Below are 13,942 nucleotides of genomic sequence, written 5' to 3'. Positions count from 1 at the left end.
GTGTGGGACGCCACGGCGTGCAGGTACGGGCGCACCCGGCAACCGCAAACCGTCAAACCCCACCGATGCGTGGGGATGTGGGCCCCACCCCCACCCCCGCACGATGGGCGGCGTGGGTTCCACGCCCTCGCCGCCGCCCCCGGCCGGCGCCCGCCACCGGCGGTTCCGCAGCCGCGAGGGCCGACGGCCGGCCCTTCGGCACCCCACCAGCCCAGGCTCCGCAGCCGAGCCCGTCCGCCCCCTTCTCCCTCTCCGATCTCGTCCCCTCCGATCTCGTCCCCTCCGAAGGAGTCCGGTGCGCAGGAACGGCCCCACCGCCACGGGCACGGCCCGTCCGTCCCCGTCCCCCACGTCCCCCCGTGATCCGCTGCTCCCCGCCCCCGCTCCCGCACCCCCGGCGGCGGGCCCCAAACGGATCACCGTGCTCGGCGCCGGCATAGCCGGACTGGTGGCCGCCCACGAACTCGAACGGCTCGGCCACCGCGTCCAGGTGCTGGAAGCCCGGTTGCGTCCCGGCGGTCGGGTCCGCACGCACGGCTTCGCCGGCCGCGGCCACGGCCCGCTCGTCGAACTCGGCGCGATGCGCATCCCCGCCGCCCACCGTCTCACCATGCAGTGGATCGACCGGTTGGGGCTCAGCGACCGGGTCCGGCAGTTCCGGCCCCTCTTCTCGGACGACGCCAGCTACCTGGAGACCACCGCGGGGCACGTGCGGGTCCGGGACGCCTCGCCGGCGCTCGTGGAGGAGTTCCGCCGGAGCCTGCCGCCGGGCCACCGCTACCGACCCGAAACCGTGCTGTGCGCCGCCTGGCTCGCCGCGAGCGTCGACGCCGTCGCCCCCGGCACCTTCGGCCGGTCCCTGCTCTCCGGACTGCACGGGGAACTGCTCGACCTGCTCGCGGACATCGACGTCCGCCCGTACCTCGTGGACGGCCCCGTCCAGCGCGTCGACCTGAATCGATTCTTCGCCCACCACCAGGGGTTCGCGGCGAACGGCAGGTTCCGCTACTTCTTCAACGACGTGGTCACCGAGACCTCCTCGGCGTTGTTCCGACTCGACGGGGGCATGGACCAGATACCCGGGCGGCTGGCCCGACGGCTGCGCGGCCCGGTGCTCTGGGGACAGCGGGTCCTGGGACTGCACGTACGGCCGGACGGGGTCCTGGTCGACGTCCGACACGGCCTCGCGGTCCGCCGGTTGGTCTGTGACCACGTCCTGTGCACCCTGCCGTTCTCGGTGCTGCGCCGGATGCCGCTCACGGGCGTCGGCCCCGAGAAGACGGCGGTGGTCAACGACATGCAGTACTGGCCCGCCACCAAGATCGCACTCCACTGTCGGGAGGCCTTCTGGGAGCACGACGGCATCAGCGGCGGCGGCTCCTTCACCGGGGGACTCACCCGCCAGACCTACTACCCGCCCGTGGAGAGCGACCCCAGGCTCGGCGCGGCGCTGCTCGCCAGCTACACCATCGGCCCGGACGCGGAGGCCCTGAGCGAAGTGCCCCGGGAGAAGCGCGTCGGCACCGTCCTCGGCGAACTCAGCGCCGTGCACCCCGAACTCGGCGCACCCGGCATGGTCCTCGGCTCCGAGAGCCAGGTGTGGGGCGAGGACCCGTTGAGCCGGGGCGCCGCCTCGGTGCGCTGGAGCAAGGACCCCGTCACCGCGGAGGAGGAACGCGCCCTGGCCGCCGTGTCCCAGGGCGCCCTGTTCTTCGCCGGCGAACACTGCTCGTCGACGCCCGCGTGGATCGAGGGCGCCCTCGCGTCGGGACTGGCCGCCGCCGAGGAGATCCATGCGCACGCCGCGCCCCGCCGGGCGACGACCGCCGGGCACCGGGCGGACGCCGGCGGCGCCCGGTGACGCCGGAGGGCCACCGCACCTGCCACCCAGGAGGTCAGATGAACGCTCCCCAGCCCGCCGCGTCGCACACCGACGTGTTGATCGTCGGCGGCGGACCGACCGGCCTCGCCACGGCCCTGGAACTGCGCTCGCGCGGCGTCGACTTCGTGCTCGTCGAAGCGGGCGACGGCACCGTCACCCACCCCAAGGTCAGCAGCATCGGCCCGCGTTCCATGGAGTTCTTCCGCCGCTGGGGCGTGGCCGACCGCCTCCGCCACTCGGGCTGGCCCGGCGACCACAGCCTCGACGCCGTGTGGGTGACCCGCATCGGCGGCCACGAACTGTTCCGACTGCCCCGCCACACCATGGACACCCGCCCCCCGTTCCGGCACACCCCGGAGCCCGACGCCATCTGCCCCCAGCACTGGCTGGGGCCGCTGCTGCGCGCGGAGATCGGCGAACGGCCCGACGGCCCGGTCCGCATGCGGACCCGCATGGACCGCTTCCGGACGACCGACGACGGGGTGCGCGCCACGCTGACCGAGGCGGACACCGGGCGCACCACCACCCTCCACGCCCGCTACCTCATCGCCTGCGACGGCACCGGTTCCGCGGTCCGCAAGAGCTGCGGCATCCCCGCCCCGGCCCGGCACCGCACCCAGGTCTTCCGGAACATCCTCTTCCGGGCACCGCGGCTGCGCGCCGAACTCGGCGACCGCAACGCCAACTTCTACTACCTGTTGATGTCCTCTGCCCTGCGGTTCCCGCTGCGCGCCCTCGACGGCGCCGGCCTGTACCGCTTGACGGTCGGCCTCCAGGGCCACCCCGACTCGGCCGTCGACGCGGACGTGCTGGTCCGTCGGGCCATCGCCCACGACACCCCCGTCGAGGTGCTGTCGGACAACACCTGGCACCTCGTGCACCGGGTCGCGGACACCTTCCGGGCCGGACGGGTGTTCCTCGTGGGGGACTCCGCGCACACCCTCTCGCCGTCCGGCGGCTTCGGCATGAACACCGGCATCTGCGGCGCGGCCGACCTGGGGTGGAAGCTCGCCGCCGCACTCGACGGCTGGGCCGGACCCGCCCTGCTCGACAGCTACACCACCGAGCGGCGGCCCGTCGCCCTGGAAGGGCTGGAGGAAGCCAACGTCAACCTCCTGAGGGCGATGGGGCGGCAGATCCCCGACGCGCTGAACGACGACACCCCCGAAGGCGAACGGTTCCGTCAGCTGATCAGCGCGGCCCTGGCCCGCGGGGGAGTGGGCCGGGAGTTCGACGCCCCGGAGATCCACCTGGGATTCAGCTACGAGGGCTCCCCCCTGGTCGTCCCGGACCCCACCGCGCCCGTGGGGGCGCAACCCGACCGGCGGCCCAACACCCGCCCCGGCTCCCGCGCCCCGCACGTGTGGCTGACGCCCGGCAGATCGACCCTGGACCTGTTCGGCGAGGGCTTCGTCCTGCTGGCCTTCGCCCCGTCCGAACGCACCGACGGCTTCGCCCGCGCCTTCGCGACGCGGGGCGTGCCGCTCACCGTCCACCGCTGCACGGTGCCCGAAGCCGCCGCCGCCTACGAACGACCCTTCGTCCTGGTCCGCCCGGACGGCCACGTGGCGTGGCGCGGCCGGGCCCTGCCCGCCGACCCCGCCGCCGTGGCCGCCCGGGTGACCGGCGCGCACCCCCGACCCGACGCATCCGAGGGACCGTCATGACCCAGGCACCGGCCCGGCCCGCGCTGCCCCCCTTCAGCCTGACGGGATGGCCCACCGAACGGCTCGCCGACCCGTACCCCGTCTACCGGCGCTACCGCGAGGAGGCCCCCGTCCACCGGGCCGCACCCGCCCCCGGCCCGCCCGACGCCCCCGCCACCTTCTACGTCCTGGGCCACGACGAGGTCGCCGCCGTCCTCAGCGACGCCGCGTACGGCCGCAGCGCCCGGCGCGCCGCCACCGCCTCCACCCGCGCCCCGGAGCTGGTCCCCGAGGACCGTCCGACGCTGCGCGCCATGGTCCAGAACTGGCTGGTCTTCCTCGACCCGCCCCGCCACACGGAACTGCGGTCCGTCCTCAACCGGGAGTTCTCCCCGGGGGTGGTCACCCGGCTACGGGGGCGCATCCGGACGATCGCCGCCGACCTGCTCGCCGACCTCGGCCGCGAGGTCCGCCGGGACGGCAGCACCGACCTGGTCCGGTCGTTCGCCGCGCCCTTCCCGATCCTGGTCATCTCGGAACTCCTCGGCGTTCCCCCCGAGGACTGGCCCTGGCTCCGGGACCAGGCCGTGGCGGTCCAACAGGCGAGCAGCAGCCGGGTGGGGCAGTGCCCGGCCGCCCACCAGATCGCCGACCGGGCTGCCCGGCACCTCACCGACTACTTCCTGGACCTCGCCGCCCGCCGCCGCGCCGCCCCGGGACCGGACCTCGTGTCCCTCCTCGTCTCGGCGCAGACGCGGGGCGCCCCCCTGAACGACACGGAGACCGTCGCGACCTGCGTGCACCTGATGACCGCGGGCCACGAGACCACCACCAACACCCTCGCCAAGGCCGTCCTCACCCTGGGCGCCCGTCCCGCTGCCTGGGCGGCGCTCCGGGAACGGCCCCTGGTCCCGCTGCCGGCCGTCGACGAACTGGTCCGGTTCGACCCGCCGGTGCAGACGGTGACCCGCTGGGCCTACCGGGAGGTCACCCTGGGCGGTCTGGACGTCCCGCGCGGCAGCCGGCTCGTCGCCGTGCTCGGGGCCGCCAACCGCGATCCCGCGCGCTTCCCCGAGCCGGACGCGCTGCTCCTGGACCGCCGCGGCCGCAACCTGGGCTTCGGGCTCGGCATCCACTACTGCCTCGGCGCCAACCTGGCCCGCACCGAGATCGAGATCGGGCTCGGGCTGCTGCTGTCAGCCCTCGACGACCTCGGCGGACTCCGGGGCCCCGACGGCTCCGGCGCCCTCACCGTCACGGACGTCGCGTACCCCGACGACCTCGTCTTCCACGGTCCGTCACGGCTCCGGCTGCACCTGGGCTGAGGGCGCGGACGCACGCACCAACACCTCGTCCAGGTACCCGGCGAGCCGCCCGACCGGGTCGCCGTCCGGCAGGTCGACCACCGCGCCCACGTGTCCGTCCGGCCGGACGAGGACCAGTCGGGCGCCCTTCACCTGGTAGGCGTGGTGGGCCGCCGTCTCCCCGGGCGGCACCGCGTGCACGGCCACCATCCCCGGATAGCGGTCGTCCAGCGCCTCCGCCACCTCCCCCGCGTTCACCGCAGGCGACGGGCCGTCGCCACCGCGGTCGAAGCACAGCAGGTGGTAGCCGCCCCCATGGGTCAGTTCCAGCACGCCCCGGTCCTGCCCACCCTCCGCACCGCCCCGGCCGGCCGGGGCGTACGGTGCGCGGTCCCCGGGGCGCAGCCGCCCGGTCGCCGAGCCGTCGCGGGACACCGCCCGGCTGCCCCGGTAGGTGATCCACAGCTGCGAGAAGATGTGGAAGAACAGCCGCCGCACCGGGGCGAGCCTGCTGACCGCGCCGATGACCCGGGTCACCACCCGGGTCCGCATCCACACCGCGAGCGCGTTGTTCCCGGTCTCGGCCCGGAACCCGAGGTCCGTGCGCTTGAGGACCGCCCGCGCGACCGGGCGCCGTTCCGCGTCGTAGGTGTCCAGCAGCCACGCCGGGGCGTGCCCGTGCGTCACCTGGGCCAGTTTCCACGCCAGGTTGACCGCGTCGCCGATGCCCAGGTTCAACCCCTGACCGCCCGCCGGGTTGTGGATGTGCGCGGCGTCCCCGACGAGGAAGCAGTTCCCCGACCGGAACCGGGACGCGATCCGGCTGTGGAACCGGAACATCGACGCCCACACGATGTCCTGGAGTCCGGCGTCCACCCGGAAGTAGTCCGCGAACCAACGGTGCAGCACCTCCGGCTCCAGCGGTGCGTACGCCTCGTGCGAGGCCTGCGAGGCATCCCCGCCCCGGTGGATCCACGGCGGCACCACCCCGAACAGCCGGCACCGGCCGCTGGCGAGCGGGAGGATGCCGACGAAGCCGCCCCGCGTCAGGTTCAGCCGCATCCCCCGCACCCCGAGGTCCACGTCGAGGGTGACGTCCGCGAGCATGCCGCTCTGCGGGTACGTCCGCCCCCCGAAGTCCAGCGCCAACAACCGTCGTACGGTGCTGCTGGCCCCGTCCGCGCCGATCAGCCACCGTGCCGTCACCGTCCCCGGCGCACCGCCGTGCCGCACCCCCACCCGCACGCCCCGGCCGGTGTCCGTCAGGTCCTCCACGCCGGTGTCCCACTCGACGGCCACCCCGTGTTCGGCCAGCGCGTCCACCAGCAGCTGCTGGGTCTCGAACTGCTCCAGGGCCAGGGCGTACGGGAACCGTGTCCAGGCCGCCGTGCCCTCACCCGCGAGCGGCATCCGCCCGACGTGCCGGCCCCGCTCGTGGATCGCCACCTGGGTGATCGCCAACCCCCGCGCCACCGCCTGCTCCGCCACCCCGAGCCGGTCCAGCAACTCCAGGGTGCGGGCGTGCACGATCGCCGCCCGCGCCTCCTCGACGGGGCCGGACCCCCGGTCGACGATCCGTACCCGTACGCCGTGCTGCGCCAACGCCAGGGCGGCGGTCAGCCCGCTCGGTCCCGCCCCGGCGACCAGGACGTCGCAGTCGTGTGCATCGTGCATGTGACCCCTCAGCGTGGAAGTCGCCCCCGGGCCCGGCTCCGGACCCGCTGGCCCGAGTCTGACCGTCGGGCGCACCCGTCCGCATCGCGCGCCGCACGACACGGCGGACGGTTCTCGTCGCCGGCCGACCGCCCGGGGCGTCCCGGCGGAGGGGACCACGCGGGGCGCGGGGGCGCGCCACCCTACGCGAGTGCGCGGTATCCGGCGCGCCCCCGCCCCCACCCGCTTCCGGCCCCGGTGCCCGGCCGGATAGGTTCTGGCCCTCCCCCGACGGCCCACGTGCCCCGAATCCGTCCGGGAAATCCCCCCGAGCCGCCCCGAATCCACCGAGACCGGGGTCGACCACCCCGATGAGGACGTGCCGATGAGTGACGAGGAGTCCCGCGTGCACAACCGCCCCGAGCCGTTCTTCGACGACCTCGCGGACCTGTACGAACGCTTCACCCGGGTCCGCGACGCGGCCACCAGCCCGGTCCGCTCCTGGCTGGTGAGCCGCCTCCCGCCGGGCGCCCGGGCCGTGGACATCGGCTGCGGCAGCGGGAACAACTGCGTCCTGCTCGCCGAACGCTACGACCACGTGGTGGGCGTCGACATCTCCCGCCGCATGCTCGACATCGCCGCCACCAAACCCTCCCGCGTCCCGGTCCGCTACCAGCACCGCAGCGCCCTGGACCTGACCCCCGCCGTCGACGGCCGCTTCGACCTGGTGCTCTCCGTCAACGCCGTGTTCCACCTCGGCCCGGCCCCCGAAGTGCTGCCCCGGCTACGGGACCTCGTCGCCCCCGGCGGACGCCTGGTGGTCATCGACATCACCCAACCGGACGACGAGGAGGTGGCGCGCCCCGCCCAACAGAGCGCGTACGCCTTCGACACCGCCCGCACCCTGTACGAGGTGTCGGGGGACGCGGACGCCGCCGCCGACTCGCTGCGGATGATGCTGCACCCCCGTTGGCTGGAGATGAGCGCCGCCCACATGCCCCTCACCTACGCCGAGTTCGCGCACGCCTACCGTGCCCACCTGCCCGGCGTCACCCTCACCAAGGACCTGATCCCCACCATGAGCGCCGCCGTGTGGGACGCCCCGTGACCCCCGCCGGTGCCCCGCACGCACCCCGGGAGCCGCGGTGAGCGGACCGACGATCCGGCGCACCACCGTCTGCGTCGTCGGGGGCGGCCCGGCGGGCGCGATGCTCGGGCTGCTGCTGGCCCGCTCGGGCGTGGCCGTGGTGGCGCTGGAGAAGCACGACGACTTCCACCGCGACTTCCGCGGCGACACGGTGCACCCCGCCACCCTCCAGGTCCTCGACGAACTCGGCCTCGTCGACCGGTTCCACGAGCTGCCCCACCAGAAGGTCACGACCATCGGCGTGGTCCAGGAGGGCCGCCGCATCGACATCGCCGACTTCTCCCGGCTGCGCATCGCCTACCCGTACATGGCCTTCGTCCCGCAGTGGGACTTCCTCGACCTCATCACCGCCGAGGCCGCCCGCCATCCGACGTACCGGCTGTTCATGGGCACCGAGGCCGTCGGCGTGCTGCGCGCCGCCGACGGCCGGGTCAGCGGCGTCCGCGCCCGGGGACCCGACGGCGAGACGGAGGTCCACTGCGCCCTGGTCGTCGCCGCCGACGGCCGGCACTCCGCGCTGCGCGCCGCCGTCGGCGCCCGGCCCCGGCTGATCGGCCGCTCCCTCGACGTCGCCTTCTTCCGGATCTCCCGGCGCTCCACCGACCCCGACGAGGGCATCTGCGTACGCGTCGGCAACGGCAAGATCTTCGGCGCCACCGACCGCGGCAGCTACTGGCAGATGTCGTACGAGACCGTCCGCGGCGGCTTCGCCCGGGTGCGCCGCGAGGGCCTGGACGCCTTCCGCTCCGACCTCGCCGCCCTGGTGCCGTTCCTCGCCGACCGGGTGCACGAACTGCGCTCCCTGGACGAACTGAGCATCCTGGAGGCCCGGATCGACCGGCTGGACCGGTGGCACCGACCGGGCCTGCTGTTCATCGGGGACGCCGCGCACGCCATGTCCCCGGTCGCCGGCTTCGGCGTGAACCTCGCCGTGCAGGACGCCGTCGCCGCCGCCAACGCCCTCACCGCACCGTTGCTCCGCACCCAACGCACGGGTGCCCCCTTCGACGACACGCGGCTCGCCGCGGTCCGCCGCCGCAGGCTGCTCGCCACCGTACTGTCGCAGGGGCTGCAACGGGGCACCCAACGCTTCGGCATCGACACCACGGTGAAGGAGGCGCGACAGCCGCCCGCCCCCCGGCTGTTCGAGCGGTTCGGGCCCGCGCAACTGCTGATGAGCCGGGTCATCGGGGTCGGGTTCCGCCCCGAACACGTCCGCACGCCACCCGCCCCCGACCAGGAGAAGGACGCGTCATGACCGCACACGACACGACCGGGGGCGAGGAACCGGGGGAGTCCGGGGAGCCCGTCCTCGGCGCGTCCGACACCAGCAGCGGACCGGTGGGCGGCGGGGCCGCCGACCGGATGATGTCCATGATCACCGGATACTGGCGGACACAGATCGTCCGGACCGTCGCGGAACTGTCGATCCCCGACCACCTCGCCGACGGACCGTTGACCGCCCCCGCCCTCGCCGAACGGATCGACGCCGACCCCGACGGCGTCGCCCGACTGCTGCGGGCCTGCGCCTCCCTCGGCCTCGTCGAGGTCGACGCGCACCGCCGGTTCCACCGCACGCCCCTGCTCGACACGCTGCGCACCGGATCACCGCACTCCCTGCGCACGATCGCCCTGGTCCACGGCTCGCCCGGCCACTGGCTGCCCTGGGGACACTTCCCCCAGGCCGTACGGTCCGGAACCCCACAGACCGCGGCGGCACTGGGCCGGGACATCTGGGCGCACTTCCTCGCCCACCCCCGGGAAGGCGAACGGTTCGCCTCCTCGATGACGGAGCTGACGGCCCACCTGGCCGAGGAGGTCGCCGCGCTGCTCGACACCACCGGAACCCGGGTGGCGGTGGACGTCGGGGGAGCGAACGGCGCCCTGGTGCACGCCCTGCTGCGCGCCGATGCCCGACTGCGCGGCATCGTGGTCGACCTGCCCGCCGTGGCGGCGACCGCGCTCGCGGCGGCGCAACAGGCGGGGCTGAGCGACCGGGTCACCGTGCTCGGCGGCTCCTTCTTCGACCCGCTGCCCCCGGGCGACCTCTTCCTGCTCAAGGCGGTGCTGCACAACTGGGACGACGACGCGTGCGTGGCCGTGCTGCGCAACTGCCGCACCGCACTGAACCCGGGCGGCCGGGTCGTCGTGGTCGAGATGCCCCTGGGCCCGCCCGGAGAACCGGGGTTCGCCCCGCTGCTCGACCTCAACATGCTGGCGGTCCTCCCGGGCCGCGAGCGCGAACTGACCCACTACGACGCCCTGTTCGAGGCGGCGGGACTGCGCCGCACCAGGGTCACCCCCACCCGCTCCCCGCAGAGCCTCATCGAAGCGGTGGCCGGATGAGCCGCCCGGGCCCCGTGGTGCGGGCCCGGGCGGCTCATCCGGCCCGCCGTCAGGGGCTGCCGAAGGGGGGACCCGCCCCGTGGGCGCCGGGTGCGCAGACGATCCGGGTGAGGTCCACCCGGGACTGGATCGCCAACTTCCGGTAGATCTGCCGCAGGTGGAAGCTGACCGTGTGCGGTGAGATGAACAGCTCCCCGGCGACCTGACGGTTCGTCAGCCCCCGGGCCACCAGGTGCGCCACCTTCTCCTCCGCACCCGTGAGGCTGTCCCAACCGGTCTGCGGACGGGCCACCAGGTTCCAGTGCCGGCGCCGTACCCCCAGCCTGCGCAACCTCCGGCGGACCCGCGCCGCATCCCGTTTGGCGCCCAAGGCGTCGTACCCGGCCATCGCCGTGTTGAACGCACCGATCGCGCCCTCCCGGTCACCCACGCCCAACAGCACCCCCAGGTCCTCGGTCACCGACGCGACGGCCCACGGGTCGGTGTAGTCGTCGGCCGCCCGGGCCAGCAGCGCACCGTCCCCGTCGATCAGCGCCCGCCCGTGCGCCGCCGCCGCGCCGACCGTGGGGTGGTCCGGTGCCGTGACGGCGATGTGTTCGGCGCTGTCCGCCATCCGGGCGGCGAACTCCCGGTCGCCCGCGGCCAGCGCCGTGCGCACGCACCACGCGGTGGCCGACGGGTCCTCCAGCACCAACTGCCGCCGCAGCCCCGCGTCCTGCCGGGCGGCCCGCAACACCTCCAGCGCCTGTTCGGCCCCCCTCCGCGCGGCCGTCACCTGGGCTGTGATGAGGCACCGCATGGCCCACCACGGGCGCGGCGGCCCGTCCGGCGTGCCCGTCGGCTCCCACTGGGCCTGGCGTTCCAGTGCCTCCGCCAGGTCACCGCGGCGCAGCGCCACCGCCACCAGCACGGCCCGCAGATGCGGTTCGCACAACGGCATCCGGGCCTCGGCGGAGGCGGTGAGCCCCGCGGTCGCCAAGGTCTCCGCCTCGCAGAGGTCACCGCAGGCGAAGCGCGTCCACGCGCGCAGTGCGTACGGCAGCGGCTCCAACACCCCGTTCGACTCGGTGTCGATGGTGCGCTGGATCGCCTCGACCGTCGCCGCGGCCTGGTCGAGCCGGCGCAGCTTGATGAGGACCCACGCCTTGTTCCACAGTGCGGTGCCCTGCCAGATGCCGGCGGTGCGCCCGCCGGGCGGCGCGTCCGGGCCGAGCAGCGCGAGCGCTTCGTCCAGCCGGCCCTCGGCCCACCGGGCCCCGGCCCGGATGGTGCGGGCCGCCGACCGTTCGTCGTCGTGGTGGGCCGTCTCGTCCCCCAGCACCTCGTCGGCCGCCGTCAACGCGGCCCGTTCGTCGAGGTGGGAGAGCATGGTGAGCCTCAGCAGCAGCGGGGACGGACCTTCCTGTTGATGCCGGGCGACGCTCGCGCGGGCGGGTCCCGTGGCGTGCTGGAGGACCTGCGGCACGGCGTCGGCGTCCCCGCGCAGCAGCAACGCCGTCGCCAACCAGGCGCGCAACGGCCAGGTCGACGCAGCGGGGCCGGCGGGCTCGTCCGGTGGGCGGGCCCCCTCCGGGTCACCCGCGTGGTCGGGGCGTGCGTGCCGGTGCACGGTCAGGACCCGTTCGGCGATCTCCACGGCACGGTGCAGACTGCCGGAGCGCACCAGGGCGGCGGTCGCGGTGGTGGCCAGGTCGAGGTACGCCGGTTGCGCGGGCCGGGTGATGTCGAGCCCGCGCAGCGCCAGCGCGGCGGCGGCCTGCGGCGAGACCGGGAGCAGCCGGTCCGCGGCGGTCCTGATGGTGGTGATGGCCTGGGTGTCGTCCGCGTGCGCACAGTGCACCAGGTGCACCGCTGCCGCCGTGCCGTCCCCGAGTTGACCGAGGATCATGTTGGCCGCCTGCCGGTGCAGCAGGGAACGCATCAGCTGGGGCACGGTGCCCAGCACCGCGTACCAGATCGGCTCGCGGTGGAAGGAGAACTCCTCGGCGCCACTGGTGAGCAGCCCCGCGGCCAGCGACTCCTGGAGGGGACCGAGGAGTTGGACGGGACGTTCGTCGGCCATCTCCGCCAGGTCGCGCGGGATGAACGAGGGACCGAGCACCGCCGCCACCTGGAGGAGCCGTTGGGTACCCGGCGCGAGACGGTCCAACCGGTCGCGCATCAGCCGCAGGAAGGCCGCGGGCAGATGGGCACCCGGGTCGGCGGCGACGGCCGAGGTGAACCCGGACACGAGGGGTTCGGCCGCCAGCGAGACGGTGTCCCCGACGATCCGCAGGCACTGTTCCTCCACCAGCCCCCGCACCAGTTCCACGATCGCCTGCGGACTGCCCCCGAGACTCTCGCCGAGGGCCCGCACGTCGTCACTGGGGCGGGCGCCCAGCAGGTCGCCCATCAGCTCGGCGACCGCCTGGTCGTCGAGCGGTTCCAGCGGGGGGAGCCACTGGGCGCGGTGCGTGGTCAGATTGCGCAGCAGGAGTCCGTTCGCGGAGCGTGCGTCCTCGGTGCGCATCGTGAGCAGCCACCGCACGGGGACGGTCAGGAGCTTGAGGGCCAGCCCGCACAGGGTGCGCAGTTGCACCGGGTCCGCCCACTGGGCGTCGTCGACGACGACGAGCACCGGGCCGCGCCGCAGCCCCGCGTCGATCTGCGCCTGGATCTGCACCGGTCCGGTGGGTCGGACCGGTCGGGGGATCCTGGTCGCCGAGGAGCGTCCGGTGGCCGAGGAGGTCTCGTCGCCCCGCCAGGCGCCGGTGGTGGAACAGTCGAGCACGGTGTAACCCAGTGCTTCGGCGAGGGTGCCGGACTCCTGGAGCAGCCGGGTCTTGCCGCTCCCGGCGGGCGACTCCAGCAGGGTGATGCCGCCCTGGCGGCCCTCGGAGGTCGTGAGGAGACCGGCACGTATTTGCTCCAGGTGGCCGTCGCGCCCGCGGAGCGGACGGACGACTATCCGGGAGAACTGCGGGGCCGGGTCGTCCGGTTTTTCGAGGGTCTTCGCAATCATGGTCTCTCCTGCACAGGGGGGTGAGGGTCCCGCGTGCCACCGGCCCGCCGCCGGGCACCGCCGCGGCGGCGACCGGTCGGCCCGGGGTTCCCCGCGCCCGGCGGTGGGGCCGGGCGTCGCCCGGGGGGTGCCGGGCCCGTCGTCCGTCGGAACTCCCGGGGCGCTCCCCGGAGCCGTGGCACACGGGTCCGGACCGCCGAGGGGGTCGTGCGACCGCCGAAGTGCGGCGCGCGGTGGCTGCCGCCGGTGACGTCGATTCCGGCGGCGCGTGGCGCTTTCCTTCGACGGATGGTGTCGGCCATTTCCACGGGGCCTCCGTGCCGCGCGGTGCGATAACCGGCGGCCGTCATGAAATGAAGTACCGGTGGGGTGAATGCCTCGGACCGGATTCGATACCGGAAAAGAGTCGAGGGCAGCCGGGGCATTCTTCGCTGTCTGATGAAGCAACTTCAGCATACGCACGGGTCAAGGTCGTCGGGAAGGGTGACCGTCTTCGGCTCGGGTCGTCGCTCCCCGCATTGCGGCCGTGATCTTCCGAACTGAATGACGGATTCTACGGCGCGGTATTTCGGATGCTCTCGGACCGCCCTCCGACACGTCCGGGAGGTATATCGCACTTGGTAACTTACTTACTCTTTGGGCGTTTTGATGTCTGCTGTGCCCACAGTGACTGTCGTTTCTCCTGTGCTCGTTGTGGTGACGTGGAGTCATCTTCTGGCCTCCGGTAGGGGTCGGCGCTGGCCGCTCCGGCCCTTCCGGTCGCTTCCCTCCCCGCTCGACGGGGAGCGCGAGGACCGCCTCCCGGCCTCCGTGGCGGGGTCCCGTCGCGCCCCTGTCCTCGGGTCATCCGGGCCCGGCTGCAAGGGAGTCGGGGCCGGCCGCCCCACCGCGCCGAACCTCCGCGCGACCTGCGGCGTCCCGTGGTTCGCCGTCGTCCCCCGGGGGCGTGCGCTGGTCACGTCG

General features: G+C 74.2%; 8 protein-coding genes. 6 read left to right on the top strand and 2 right to left on the bottom strand.

What is annotated here, in order from left to right; genetic code table 11:
* Positions 1 to 295 precede the first annotated feature (295 nt).
* The 3 genes from ACFYOU_RS13150 to ACFYOU_RS13140 are packed head-to-tail and all read left to right on the top strand — an operon-like array spanning position 296 to position 4,853.
* A complete protein-coding gene (locus ACFYOU_RS13150; protein ID WP_391305376.1) occupies positions 296 to 1,861 on the top strand; it encodes an FAD-dependent oxidoreductase in 1,566 nt (521 codons plus the stop codon).
* A gap of 38 nt (positions 1,862 to 1,899) precedes the next feature.
* The gene (locus ACFYOU_RS13145) at positions 1,900 to 3,549 is read left to right on the top strand and encodes an FAD-dependent monooxygenase (RefSeq protein ID WP_391305374.1); all 1,650 of its coding nucleotides are present in this window, start codon (positions 1,900 to 1,902) and stop codon (positions 3,547 to 3,549) included.
* Positions 3,546 to 4,853 (top strand): cytochrome P450, encoded by a 1,308-nt coding sequence (locus ACFYOU_RS13140; protein ID WP_391305373.1) that lies wholly within the window; start codon positions 3,546 to 3,548, stop codon positions 4,851 to 4,853. Before ACFYOU_RS13145 ends, ACFYOU_RS13140 begins: the two co-directional genes overlap by 4 nt.
* Here the strand turns inward: ACFYOU_RS13140 and ACFYOU_RS13135 are convergent.
* A complete protein-coding gene (locus ACFYOU_RS13135) occupies positions 4,827 to 6,506 on the bottom strand; it encodes an FAD-dependent monooxygenase (protein WP_391305371.1) in 1,680 nt (559 codons plus the stop codon). The two genes, ACFYOU_RS13140 and ACFYOU_RS13135, sit on opposite strands and share 27 nt — an antisense overlap.
* A gap of 364 nt (positions 6,507 to 6,870) precedes the next feature.
* Between ACFYOU_RS13135 and ACFYOU_RS13130 the strand changes: the two genes are divergently transcribed.
* Genes ACFYOU_RS13130 through ACFYOU_RS13120 form a run of 3 tightly spaced genes read left to right on the top strand, consistent with a single transcriptional unit; the run spans position 6,871 to position 9,978 of the window.
* Complete coding sequence (locus ACFYOU_RS13130) at positions 6,871 to 7,593, top strand: methyltransferase domain-containing protein (RefSeq protein ID WP_391305369.1); 723 nt, start codon at positions 6,871 to 6,873, stop codon at positions 7,591 to 7,593.
* A gap of 37 nt (positions 7,594 to 7,630) precedes the next feature.
* Complete coding sequence (locus ACFYOU_RS13125) at positions 7,631 to 8,890, top strand: FAD-dependent monooxygenase (protein WP_391305367.1); 1,260 nt, start codon at positions 7,631 to 7,633, stop codon at positions 8,888 to 8,890.
* A complete protein-coding gene (locus tag ACFYOU_RS13120) occupies positions 8,887 to 9,978 on the top strand; it encodes a methyltransferase (protein ID WP_391305366.1) in 1,092 nt (363 codons plus the stop codon). Before ACFYOU_RS13125 ends, ACFYOU_RS13120 begins: the two co-directional genes overlap by 4 nt.
* Before the next feature lie 49 nt (positions 9,979 to 10,027).
* Here ACFYOU_RS13120 and ACFYOU_RS13115 read toward each other — a convergent pair whose 3' ends face one another.
* Complete coding sequence (locus ACFYOU_RS13115; RefSeq protein WP_391305364.1) at positions 10,028 to 12,979, bottom strand: LuxR C-terminal-related transcriptional regulator; 2,952 nt, start codon at positions 12,977 to 12,979, stop codon at positions 10,028 to 10,030.
* Positions 12,980 to 13,942: the final 963 nt, after the last annotated feature.

Source organism: Streptomyces sp. NPDC005955 (genome assembly GCF_042871255.1).
In the GTDB taxonomy this organism is placed as follows: domain Bacteria; phylum Actinomycetota; class Actinomycetes; order Streptomycetales; family Streptomycetaceae; genus Streptomyces.
The sequence above is the reverse complement of the archived record's forward strand: the minus strand, read 5'-3'. Positions and strand labels throughout refer to the sequence as shown.

What these genes read in the sequence shown, in the direction of transcription:
- ACFYOU_RS13145 (WP_391305374.1), top strand. Translation starts at nt 1,900, where the DNA reads ATGAACGCTCCCCAGCCCGCCGCGTCGCACACCGACGTGTTGATCGTC.
- ACFYOU_RS13140 (WP_391305373.1), top strand. Translation starts at nt 3,546, where the DNA reads ATGACCCAGGCACCGGCCCGGCCCGCGCTGCCCCCCTTCAGCCTGACG.
- ACFYOU_RS13135 (WP_391305371.1), bottom strand. Translation starts at nt 6,506, where the DNA reads ATGCACGATGCACACGACTGCGACGTCCTGGTCGCCGGGGCGGGACCG.
- ACFYOU_RS13130 (WP_391305369.1), top strand. Translation starts at nt 6,871, where the DNA reads ATGAGTGACGAGGAGTCCCGCGTGCACAACCGCCCCGAGCCGTTCTTC.
- ACFYOU_RS13120 (WP_391305366.1), top strand. Translation starts at nt 8,887, where the DNA reads ATGACCGCACACGACACGACCGGGGGCGAGGAACCGGGGGAGTCCGGG.
- ACFYOU_RS13115 (WP_391305364.1), bottom strand. Translation starts at nt 12,979, where the DNA reads ATGATTGCGAAGACCCTCGAAAAACCGGACGACCCGGCCCCGCAGTTC.